Origin of the sequence: Paraburkholderia oxyphila NBRC 105797, from assembly GCF_000685075.1 — a bacterium.
Taxonomy (GTDB): Bacteria; Pseudomonadota; Gammaproteobacteria; order Burkholderiales; family Burkholderiaceae; genus Paraburkholderia; species Paraburkholderia oxyphila.
The window spans coordinates 24,672-35,649 of sequence record NZ_BAYD01000104.1 but is presented as its reverse complement, the minus strand read 5'-3'; the positions used below and the strand labels follow the sequence as shown (position 1 = coordinate 35,649).

The 10,978-nt window shown below is 64.8% G+C and carries 11 protein-coding genes; 10 read left to right on the top strand and 1 reads right to left on the bottom strand.

Going from position 1 to position 10,978, the window contains the following annotated elements; translation table 11 throughout:
* Positions 1-423 precede the first annotated feature (423 nt).
* From BO1_RS39070 to BO1_RS39030, 9 genes are all read left to right on the top strand, one after another.
* A complete protein-coding gene (locus BO1_RS39070; protein ID WP_028222221.1) occupies positions 424-1,329 on the top strand; it encodes a DMT family transporter in 906 nt (301 codons plus the stop codon).
* A 209-nt stretch (positions 1,330-1,538) separates the two neighbouring features.
* Positions 1,539-2,156: a TIGR00645 family protein gene (locus BO1_RS54610; RefSeq protein WP_043288467.1), complete on the top strand. Its 618-nt coding sequence runs from the start codon at positions 1,539-1,541 to the stop codon at positions 2,154-2,156.
* Positions 2,157-2,211: 55 nt separating this feature from the next.
* Complete coding sequence (locus BO1_RS39060; RefSeq protein WP_028222220.1) at positions 2,212-3,735, top strand: fumarate hydratase; 1,524 nt, start codon at positions 2,212-2,214, stop codon at positions 3,733-3,735.
* 245 nt (positions 3,736-3,980) lie between these two features.
* Complete coding sequence (gene bfr / locus BO1_RS39055; RefSeq protein WP_028222219.1) at positions 3,981-4,460, top strand: bacterioferritin; 480 nt, start codon at positions 3,981-3,983, stop codon at positions 4,458-4,460.
* 135 nt (positions 4,461-4,595) lie between these two features.
* On the top strand, positions 4,596-5,468 hold the full coding sequence (gene murI, locus BO1_RS39050) for a glutamate racemase (protein ID WP_028222218.1): 873 nt from the start codon (positions 4,596-4,598) through the stop codon (positions 5,466-5,468).
* 291 nt (positions 5,469-5,759) lie between these two features.
* Positions 5,760-6,011, top strand: coding sequence for a (2Fe-2S)-binding protein (locus tag BO1_RS39045; protein ID WP_028222217.1), 252 nt, complete (start codon positions 5,760-5,762; stop codon positions 6,009-6,011).
* 277 nt (positions 6,012-6,288) lie between these two features.
* A complete protein-coding gene (locus tag BO1_RS39040) occupies positions 6,289-7,035 on the top strand; it encodes an energy transducer TonB (RefSeq protein ID WP_028222216.1) in 747 nt (248 codons plus the stop codon).
* 87 nt (positions 7,036-7,122) lie between these two features.
* The gene (locus tag BO1_RS39035; protein WP_028222215.1) at positions 7,123-7,848 is read left to right on the top strand and encodes a MotA/TolQ/ExbB proton channel family protein; all 726 of its coding nucleotides are present in this window, start codon (positions 7,123-7,125) and stop codon (positions 7,846-7,848) included.
* A gap of 18 nt (positions 7,849-7,866) precedes the next feature.
* Entirely contained in the window at positions 7,867-8,286 is a 420-nt protein-coding gene (locus BO1_RS39030; protein ID WP_028222214.1) for an ExbD/TolR family protein, read from the top strand.
* Between the two features lie 442 nt (positions 8,287-8,728).
* On the opposite strand, the gene BO1_RS54605 is transcribed toward BO1_RS39030, so the two are convergent.
* On the bottom strand, positions 8,729-9,769 hold the full coding sequence (locus tag BO1_RS54605) for a LysR family transcriptional regulator (RefSeq protein WP_043288464.1): 1,041 nt from the start codon (positions 9,767-9,769) through the stop codon (positions 8,729-8,731).
* 122 nt (positions 9,770-9,891) lie between these two features.
* Between BO1_RS54605 and BO1_RS39020 the strand changes: the two genes are divergently transcribed.
* A complete protein-coding gene (locus tag BO1_RS39020) occupies positions 9,892-10,773 on the top strand; it encodes a pirin family protein (protein ID WP_028222213.1) in 882 nt (293 codons plus the stop codon).
* Positions 10,774-10,978: the final 205 nt, after the last annotated feature.

The following is a 10,978-nucleotide window of genomic DNA, read 5'->3' as shown; positions in this document are numbered from 1 at the left end:
TCGCAGACATCGACAACCCCTTGGTGAAGATGAAACGTCAAACTCGTGGACGTGCACAGGATCTTCGATCCCTGCGCACGCCGTCTCCTTGCGCCGCCACGCCCTGGCCCTCGGTATTCCGATGCCCCGGCGCGAATGCGGCATTTTTCAGTCCTGCGGCCGGGCCGCCTGGCCCGCCTCGCGTTGCAACTCGTTGCATCAAGTCGCAATCGCGCTCGTATGGGGTCGCGCGCGGACCCACACGCGCAAGATTAAGCGCAGCAACTTACCCGCTACTTACGCGGCGCACAACTTCGCGCACGGCGTTTCGTCGAACGAGCGTGCCAATTCCCTATGCAACCCGCGTGCGCAAACCACCATGCGGTGACAGTCAGTTAAGCGGCCATTTAGAATGCTAACTGATCTGTGTGTCCGGATTCCAGCTTGAACCGCTATTCCCTTTTCCTCGTCGCCGCCATGCTGCTGGTGGGCAGCAATGTCGGCATCGGCAAAACGATCGTTGCGTTTTTACCCGTTCCACTGTTCGCGCTGCTGCGCTTCGTCATCGCCCTTGCCGTGCTTTGGCCGCTGCTGCGCGTCGCGCGCATGCGGCGCGTGAAGCGCGGCGAATGGATCAATCTGTTCCTTCAGGCCCTCTTCGGTACATTCGGGTTTACGCTGCTGATGCTCGGCGGCGTGCATCGCACGAGCGCCGTCGCAGCGGGCGTCATCACGAGCACGATCCCGGCCGTGGTTGCGCTGTTCTCGTGGCTGTTCCTGCGCGAACGGCCCGACGCGCGGGCGTTCGCGTCGATCGCGCTCGCCATCGTGGGCATCGCCGTCATCAATCTTGCGCATGTCGATGGCGGACAGGCGGATCCGGGGTCGTTCGTAGGCAACCTCATGGTGCTGGGCGCGGTGTGCTGCGAATCGTTCTATGTGATCCTCTCGCGCCGGCTCACGCAAACGCTCGCGCCGCTCGAGATCTGTGCATATACCCACCTGTTCGGCTTTCTGCTGATGCTGCCGGTCGGGTTGCCGGGCGCGCTGTCGTTCGTGCTGTCGCCTGACTATGCGAGCGTGCCCGCGAGCGTCTGGGCGCTCGTGCTCTGGTACGGGCTCTCGGCCAGCGTGTTCTCGTTCTGCCTCTGGATGATGGGCATCCGCCACGTGCCGGGCAGCATCGCGGGGGTCTTCACGGCCGTGCTGCCGGTGGCCGCCGCGCTGTACGGCATCGCCTTCCTCGGCGAGCGGCCCACGCCCGCGCATGGCATCGCGCTCGCCTGCGTGGTCGGCGGCATCGCCCTCGCGAGCCTGAAGACCAGACGGCTGCCGCCCGTGGCTTCGTAATTATTTTGTAATTTCCACCTGTCGGCGTCCCGGCGAAGCGGCGCGCCGACGCGTTACAATAGCGCCCGCCCGGCCCTCGCGGCCCGGCGGCGTGCGCAGCGCGACCGGGGCTCGAGACTCGCCAAGAGGCTCGAGCAGACCCTTCTTACCGCGCACCATGCCGCCCGTGCCCAGGTTCGCGCCCGATTTCCGTCACTCGTGAAACGCCCATGTCCGCTGCACGTCCCCAGCCGCCGTCCGCCGCTCGCCCTCGCCGCATGCGCTTGCTGCCCAGCATCATCTTCATGAGCCGCTGGCTCCAGGTACCGCTCTATCTGGGGCTGATCGTCGGGCAGACCGTCTACTGCGTGCTGTTCCTGAAGGAAGTCTGGCACCTCGTCACCCACGCCATGTCGCTCGACGAGACGAGCATCATGCTCGCCGTGCTCGGCCTGATCGACGTGGTGATGATCTCGAATCTGCTCATCATGGTGATCGTGGGCGGCTATGAAACCTTCGTCTCGCGCATGGGACTCGAAGGCCACCCCGACGAGCCCGAATGGCTCGACCACGTGAACGCCGGCGTGCTCAAGGTGAAGCTCGCGATGGCGCTCATCAGCATTTCGTCGATTCATCTGCTGAAAACCTTCATCAATCCCGACGCGGTTTCCGAGCGCACGGTGATCTGGCAAGTGGCCATTCACGTTGCCTTCCTGCTCTCCGCGCTGGTGATGGCGTGGATCGACCGCCTCACCACGCATACGCACCCCGAGCACTACCACGACCTTGCCGCGCGCCATCCGGTGCCGACAAGCGCCGCCGTGCGCGACACGGCAACGTCGGAGTAAAGGCGGCACACCGCCCACACGATTTAAAACACCCCTGTCCCCACAGAAGCTAGCCATGACCGTCATCAAACAGGAAGACCTGATCCAGAGCATTGCGGATTCGCTGCAATACATCAGCTACTACCATCCGCAGGACTACATCGAGGCGCTCGGCCGCGCGTACGAGCTCGAGGAGAGCCCGGCCGCGAAGGACGCGATCGCGCAGATCCTCACGAACAGCCGCATGTGCGCGGAAGGCAAGCGCCCGATCTGCCAGGACACCGGCATCGTCACGATCTTCGTGAAGGTCGGCATGGACGTGCGCTGGGACGGCGCCACGATGGGCGTCACCGACATGATCAACGAAGGCGTGCGCCGCGGTTACCTGAACCCGGACAACGTGCTGCGCGCCTCGATCGTGAGCCCGCCCGAAGGCGGCCGCAAGAACACGAAGGACAACACGCCGGCCGTGATCCACTACGAAATCGTGCCGGGCGACAAGGTCGACGTTCAGGTGGCGGCCAAGGGCGGCGGCTCGGAGAACAAGTCGAAGTTCGTGATGCTCAACCCGTCCGACTCGATCGTCGACTGGGTGCTCAAGACCGTGCCGACGATGGGCGCCGGCTGGTGCCCGCCGGGCATGCTCGGCATCGGCATCGGCGGCACCGCTGAGAAGGCGATGCTGATGGCGAAGGAATCGTTGATGGAATCCATCGACATCCAGGAGATCATCAAGCGCGGCCCGAAGGACTGGGTCGAAGAGCTGCGCGTCGAGCTGCACGAGAAGGTCAACGCGCTCGGCATCGGCGCACAGGGTCTGGGCGGTCTCGCTACCGTGCTCGATGTGAAGATCATGGCGGCTCCGACGCACGCGGCTTCGAAGCCCGTCGCGATGATCCCGAACTGCGCCGCCACGCGCCACGCGCACTTCGTGCTCGACGGCTCGGGCCCGGCGAAGCTCGAAGCGCCGTCGCTCGACGCATGGCCGAAGGTCAACTGGGAGCCGAACACGGAAACCAGCAAGCGCGTCGACCTGAACACGCTCACGCCCGAAGAAGTCGCTTCGTGGAAGCCGGGCCAGACGCTGCTGCTCTCGGGCAAGATGCTCACGGGCCGCGACGCGGCGCACAAGCGCATCGCCGACATGCTCGCCAAGGGCGAGAAGCTGCCGGTGGACTTCAAGAACCGCGTGATTTACTACGTCGGCCCGGTCGATCCGGTGCGCGACGAAGTGGTTGGCCCGGCCGGCCCCACCACGGCCACGCGCATGGACAAGTTCACGGAGCTGATGCTCTCGCAAACGGGCCTCATCTCGATGGTGGGCAAGGCCGAGCGCGGCCCGGTCGCCATCGAGGCGATCAAGAAGCACAAGGCGGCCTACCTGATGGCAGTGGGCGGCGCGGCCTACCTCGTGTCGAAGGCAATCCGCGGCTCGAAGGTCCTCGCGTTCGAAGACCTCGGCATGGAAGCCATCTACGAGTTCGACGTGCAGGACATGCCGGTGACGGTCGCGGTCGACTCGTCGGGCACCTCGGTCCACAAGACCGGCCCCGCCGAATGGCAGGCGAAGATCGGCAAGATTCCGGTCGCAACCGCCTGATGCGCAACGGATGCCTGTTGATCGGCGAGTCGTCGATCCAGCCGATGTAAAGACCGGGGCCCAGCGCCCCGGTTTTTTTTGATTAACGCGAAACGGACTGAGATTAATTCGCAAGACGGCACTAATGCCTGATTCAAACCGGATTTCAATGCAGATTCGGCCTTGGCTTTTGCTGATCGAGCGTTTATTGTTTGAAACCAGTCTTTGAACTACTCTGCACGCCACACCAAGAAAGGAACAAAATCATGCAAGGCGATAAAAAAGTCATCGAATATCTGAACGCACAGCTCAAGAACGAGCTGACCGCCATCAATCAGTATTTCCTGCATGCCCGCATGTACAAGCACTGGGGCCTCGAGAAGCTCGGCAAGCACGAGTACGACGAATCGATTGGCGAAATGAAGCACGCCGACTGGCTCATCGAGCGTATTTTCATGCTCGACGGCCTGCCCAATCTGCAAGACCTGCACAAGCTGCTGATCGGCGAAGAGACCAAGGAAATCCTCGAATGCGATCTGAAGCTCGAGCAGATTTCGCAGTCCACCTGCAAGGAAGCCATCGTCTATTGCGAGTCCGTGCGCGACTTCATCTCGCGCGAGATTTTCGTGAAGATCCTCGACGACACTGAAGAGCACATCGACTGGCTCGAAACCCAGATCGACCTCATCGACAAGATCGGCATCCAGAACTACCAGCAATCGGCCATGGGTTCGGTAGAATCCTGATCGCGCTCGCGCACGCGCCAGGACGCACCGGCCGCCGCAGCGAATGCGGGTGCGTCCCCTGAAAACGTGTGCGCTCGCGGTGCGCTTGACCGCGCTTGCGGCCCTCGCCGCTGTCACTCCCCTATTCAGACTCACTTGAACCCAACGGCCTCCCCCTGCGCCGCGCCCATCGGCATCTTCGATTCGGGGCTCGGCGGCCTCTCGGTGCTGCGCGCCGTGCGCGCGCACTTGCCCGCCGAGCAGATCGTCTATGCGGCGGACTCGCGCTATGCGCCCTACGGGCAGCGCGATGACGACTTCATCGCCGACCGCACGCTCGCCATCTGCGAATGGCTCGTCGCGCAGGGCGCCAAAGCGCTGGTCGTGGCCTGCAATACCGCCACCGCGCAGTCCATCGCGCTCGTGCGCGAGCGGCTCTCCATCCCGCTCGTGGGCGTGGAGCCCGGCATCAAGCCCGCCGCGTTGATCTCGAAGTCGCGCGTGGCCGGCGTGCTCGCCACCCAGGTGACGCTGCGCAGCGCGCGCTTTCAGGCGCTCGTCGAGCGTCACGCCGCGGACTTGCGCGTGCTGTGCCAGCCGGGCCACGGCCTCGTGGAGGCGGTCGAGCGCTGCGACGTGAGCTCACCGGCGCTCGTCGAGCTGCTGCGCGGCTATGTGGAGCCGATGCTCGACGCCGGCGCGGACACCCTCGTGCTCGGCTGCACGCACTATCCCTTTCTCGATACCGCCATCCGCTCGATCGTGGGCGAGCGCATGACGCTCGTGGATACGAGCGTGGCCATCGCGCGCCAGCTCGAGCGCGTGCTCGATCAGCATGGCTTGCGCGCCCAACCGGCCAGCCATGCCGATGGCAGCATGGCCGAGGGCGCGCCGGCGCGCTTCTGCTCGACGAGCGACGGCGCCCACTTGCGCACGCTCGCGGCGGCGCTGCTCGGTATCGAAGCGCAAGTCGAATGCGTGAGCATTCCGTCGCGACGCACGCGCGAGCTCGAAGCCGACGCCGCCTGAGTCGTTCGCGCACAACGGCCTCTGCGCCAGCGGCGACCCGGGCCGCATTCGGCCCCCGTTTTCCGCTCGCCGCCCAGCCTCCCGCCCCAAACGCCCCTTCCCGCGCCCGGCGGGACTCCGCCTTCGGGCCCTGCTTTATCCCCACCACACCGGATCCCCCGCCCGCTTTGATCCACAGCAAAATCCCTGCTAAGGGTCCGGTTTTGTTACAAAAAATCCGTCTGCACCCTTGCCAAAGCGAACAAACATAATGATAATAATTCGCATTAACCCTATCTATTGCGGTCCATCATGATTGTCTGCGTGTGCAAATCCGTCTCCGACCGGACGATCCGTGCCTCCATCGCGGAGGGCATGGACTCTTTCGACGAGCTGCAGTTCGAACTCGGCGTCGCGACCTGCTGCGGCAAGTGCGAGGAATCCGTTCGCGAAGTGATGGCGCAAAGCGGCGCCTGCGCAACCCGCTGCGGCGTGCACCATGCGCACCCGGTCGCCGTGCCGCAGGCCGTGCCCCTCACGTTCTACGAGCGCAAGGCCGCCTGAGAACCCCAAGGCGCGTCTCGCCCATTGCGGCGCGCGCCTTTGCTGCACCGCTCGCACGCTTTTACGCCCGGGCGCTTTACTGCCGACAGCAAGCCAGTTTCACGACCAGCCAGCTAGCCCCCCGTTTCCTTCTCAAGAGGAGTTTGCCGGGATGGAATTGCTGATCGGATTCGTGACCACCGTGTGCATCTCGCTGTTGATCTTTCGCAAATAAAGCCGCCCGTCGCGACGCGTTGCCCTGCCAGCGCGCCGTCGTCTTTCGGACGGCCACGCTAACATGCAGGCTTCCCAAATCACCGCCAACGCGCCAGCGCTTCCCGCTTTTCTTACGTCAGGCACGCATCGCCGCGCCGTGACCGCGGTCGCGATCGTCATCGCGCTGCACGTCACGCTCATTGCCGTCGTCCTGACCCAACGCAACGTCGCGGCGCCCGTTGCGCTCGAATCGCGCACGATCACGGCCGAGCTGCTCCAGCCGGACCCGGTGGCCGCGCCGGCCGCAATCCAGTCGATACCCACGCCGCCGCCCAAGCCGGTGCCGCACGTGAGCCGCGAAAAACCCAAGGTTCAGCCCAAACCGAAGCCTACACCCACGCCGCTGCCGGTGGCCGAGGCGCCCTCGCAGCACGTGGCCGAGGCACCCGCGCCCGCCGAGCCGGCGCCGCCCGCACCCACGCCGCCCACTGCGGCGCCGGCGCAGGCCGCCGCGCCCGCGCAGGGCAAGCCGACGATGGCGCTCAGCGCGCCGAAGAACGTCTCGCATCTCGACTGCAACATCGTTCAGCCCGATTACCCGATGCTCTCGAAGCGCCGCGGCGAGACCGGCGTCGCCTACGTGCACTTCGTGGTGGGGCTCACCGGCAAGCTCGAGAACATCGAGCTGAAGAAGAGCAGCGGTTTCAGCCGCCTCGACGACGCCGCACTCGCCGCCATGCGCAGCAGCGCGTGCAAGCCGTACATGGAAGACGGCCAGCCCGTGCGCGCGGCCTACACCCAGCCGTTCGATTTCAGCCTGCAGGATTGAGTCTTGCCGGCTTGCTGCTGCCGCGCGCATGCGATGCGGCAGCCCGAGAATTACACCGTTCAGACGAATTGAAATAAAGGAAAAACCATGCAGAACTACGGTATCGCCCACGTCTGGGCGCAAGGGGATTTCGTGACGCGCGGCATCGCGCTCGCGCTGTTGATCATGTCGGTGCTGTCGTGGTGCGTGATCGTCGTGAAGGGCTGGAACGTCGCGCGCCTGAAGCGCCTCACGAAGAACGCCGAGACCGCGTTCTGGCATTCGGACGACTTCGCCGACGGCGTGAAGAAGCTCGGCAGCGGCACGCGCGAGGACAACCCGTTCCTCGCCCTCGCCCTCTCGGGCCAGGAAGCCGCCGACCACCATCACCAGACGCAGCCGCATCTGCACGACCGCATGGACGTGTCGGACTGGGTCACGCGCTGCCTGAAGGACACCATGGACGACTCCGTCGCGAAGATGCAGTCGGGCCTCGCGATCCTCGCCTCGATCGGCAGCACGGCGCCGTTCGTCGGCCTGTTCGGCACGGTGTGGGGCATCTATCACGCTCTGCTTACCATCGGCGCAACGGGCCAGACCTCGATCGACGCCGTTGCGGGTCCGGTGGGCGAGGCGCTGATCATGACGGCGTTCGGCCTCTTCGTCGCGATTCCGGCGGTGCTCGGCTACAACGCGCTCACGCGCGGCAACAAGGCGGTCGTCACGAAGCTCAACCGCTTTGCGCACGGCCTGCATGCGTTCTTCGTGACGGGCGCGCATATCTCGTCGACGGCGAAGAACGGCAATCTGCGCGTCGCCGCACGCAACCATTAACGAGCGGAGGCAAACAACATGGCGATGAGCCCCTTTGCCAGCGACGACGACGATGGCCTCATGAACGAGATCAACATGACGCCGCTCGTCGACGTCATGTTGGTTCTCCTGATCGTCTTCATGGTGACGATTCCCGTGATCCGTCACGCCGTGAAGATCGATCTGCCGCATGCGAGCAGCCAGAAGGAAGACACCAAGCCCGCGCAGATCAACATCGCGATCGAAGCGGACGGCACGGTGCTGTGGGACGGCACGGCCGTCAACGACGACGCGCTCAAAACGAAGATCGCCGCAGCGGCGCAGCAGCAACCGCAGCCCGAGCTGCATCTGAACGCGGACCGCAAGGTCGCCTATGAGAAGGTTGCGCAGGTGATGTCCGCGGCGCAGAGTGGCGGCCTCACGAAGCTCGGCTTCGTCACCGATCCGGCCCGTCATTGAGGGTACGTCACTGAGCGTGCGTTAGCGGTCCGACGCTTTTCGAAGTACCAAGTAAAAGGCCCTCATCGTCAGATGAGGGCCTTTTTTCGAGCGCACGCAGCGCATTCGGGCGGTGGCGACACTCCCCGACAATCGCTCGGTTCACGTCGGCACATGCGACTTGCCGTGTTCTACACGGACCGCGCTTTCAGCCCTGAAGGCCCACTATGATAGCGGCCATCAATTCCCGCTCAAGACCGGTGCTTGGCGAGAAGGACTTCAATATATTCCTCTCGCTGCACACGTTCAATACTTCGGCCATTGAAAGTAACGATTGCCGACGACGCTTGAATGCCTAAATGCAAATGGCGCATTGCGCGCGATGTGCATGGGCTCAAGTTTCATACAAGCGCACGCCCGTACACGTTCGCAAAGCTTTTACCTGTGATGCGTCACGCACGCTTCAAGCCGTTTCGATGTTGCGCACGCTCTTCGTTTGCGACAGGCCGCTCTCGGCACCTGGCGCAGCTTTCCCGCCGCCCTCGCCCATCAGCGCCGCGACATCGCTCCTGAGCGGGCATTCCTGCTGCAGGCTCTTGTCCGCATCGAGCACCTCGACCAGATAGTCGACGAACGCGCGCACCGCGGGAACCATGCCCTGGCGCGAAAGGAACACCGCATAGAGCTGCGGCACCGGCAGCGTCCAGCCCGGCATCACCGGCGAGAGCTTGCCCGAGCGCAGCGCGGCGCCATACATCATTTCCGGCAGCGCGGCGATGCCGAGGCCCTGCAGCGCGGCCTCGCGAATCATCGTGAGGTCGGCGGTGATCAGGCGCGGCTCGTGCTCGTGCGCGTGATGTTTGCCGTCCGGCGCGATCAGATGGAACACGTGACGCCCGTCGCTCGTGGGGGTGTCGAGCGTCTCGAAACGCGTGAGATCTTCGGGCGTGAGCGGCGGCGCATTCTGCGCGAGCAGGCTCGGCGCGCCCACCAGCATCTGCTCGGTGCGCCACAGCGGCCGCACCACGATGTTGGCGTTCTCCGGCGGCTCCGAGCGCACGCGCAAGGCGATATCGACCGAATCCTCGAAGAGGTCGATCACGCGGTTCGTCACGCGCACCACCACCCGCACCTCGGGGAAGCGATGCATGAATTCGGGAATGATCTGCGCAAAGATGGTCTGCGAAAGCGTGACCGGCACGCTCACGCGCACCGTGCCGCGCGGCGACGAACGCAAGGACTGAACGACGTTCACCGCGGCCTGGGCCTCCGAGAGCATTGCGCGGCAATGCTGGTAGAAGAGCTCGCCGGCCTCGGTGAGCGCGAGCTTGCGCGTGGAGCGCTGCAACAGACGCACGCCGAGCGATGCCTCCAGCTCGCTCACCCGCCGCGAGAGCCGCGACTTCGAAATGCCGAGCACGCGTTCGGCCGCCGAGAAGCCGCCGTGCTCCACCACCTGCGAGAAGTACATCAGGTCGTTCAGGTTGTGCGAATCGATTTTCATGTCGTCGTTCCAGCGATGGGACAATCCATTGCGATCAGGCGGTCAAACAGGCCAAATCGGCTACCTATAATAGCGGTTTGTTTCGCATATCGCGTAATTCCCATTTTTCCGAGGTGATATCCATGACGGCCGTCCGTTCGATCGCCCACGTTTTTCCCGCGGTTCGCACCACCGAAGGCGGTGGATTCATCGTCCATCGCCCCTTCCCCACGCGCCAGCTGATGGATTTCGACCCGTTCCTGCTGCTCGACGAGATGGGGCCCGTAGACTACGCGCCCGGCGCGGCCATGGGTGCGCCCGACCATCCGCACCGCGGCTTCGAGACAGTCACCTATGCGCTCGAGGGCCGCTTCGGCCACAAGGACTCGGCAGGCCACTCGGGCACGCTCGGCCCCGGCGACGTGCAGTGGATGACGGCCGGCGCCGGCGTGGTCCACAGCGAGATGCCCGACCCCGAATTCGCGCGCACGGGCGGCCGCGTGCACGGCCTGCAGCTGTGGGTGAACCTGCCGGCGCGCGACAAGATGATCGCGCCGCGCTATCAGGAGATCTCGCACACGCGCATCCCGCAGGGGCATTCGGCCGACCGCAAGGCCACGGTCAAGGTGATCGCGGGCGAGTCGCTCGGCGTGAAGGCGGCCATCGAGACGCGCACGCCCATCCTCTACCTGCACTTCACGCTGGCCCCCGGCGCACGCGTGGAGCAGACGGTGGCCGCCAACTGGAATGTGTTCGCCTACGGCCTTTCCGGCACGGCGCAATATGGCGAGAACGACGAGGCCATCGCGGCGCAGCAGATGGTGGCGTTCGCGGGCGATGGCGACACCGTCACGATTTCCGCGCCCACCGATGCGACTGAGCCCGTCGAAGTCCTCCTGATCGGCGGCGTGCCGCTGAACGAGCCGGTCGTGCGCTACGGCCCGTTTGTGATGAACACCGAGCAGGAGATTCGCGAGGCCGTGCTCGACTATCAGGCCGGGCGCATGGGGCGCATCACGCACTGAGCGCGCTTGAATGCACCGCGCGCACTGACGCGCGCGGCGCCGGCGGCGCGCCTTCCACGCACCGGCGCACGAGCCAGCCGCGTTGGCGTGTCGCGCCCCATCGACACCTCCGCAGCTTGACCCGCTTTCCGTCACAATAAGGCTTTGCATGCCGCGCGCCCGACGGGCCTGCCCGACCGGCCGCGGCGTGTTCCCTTTCAACCGT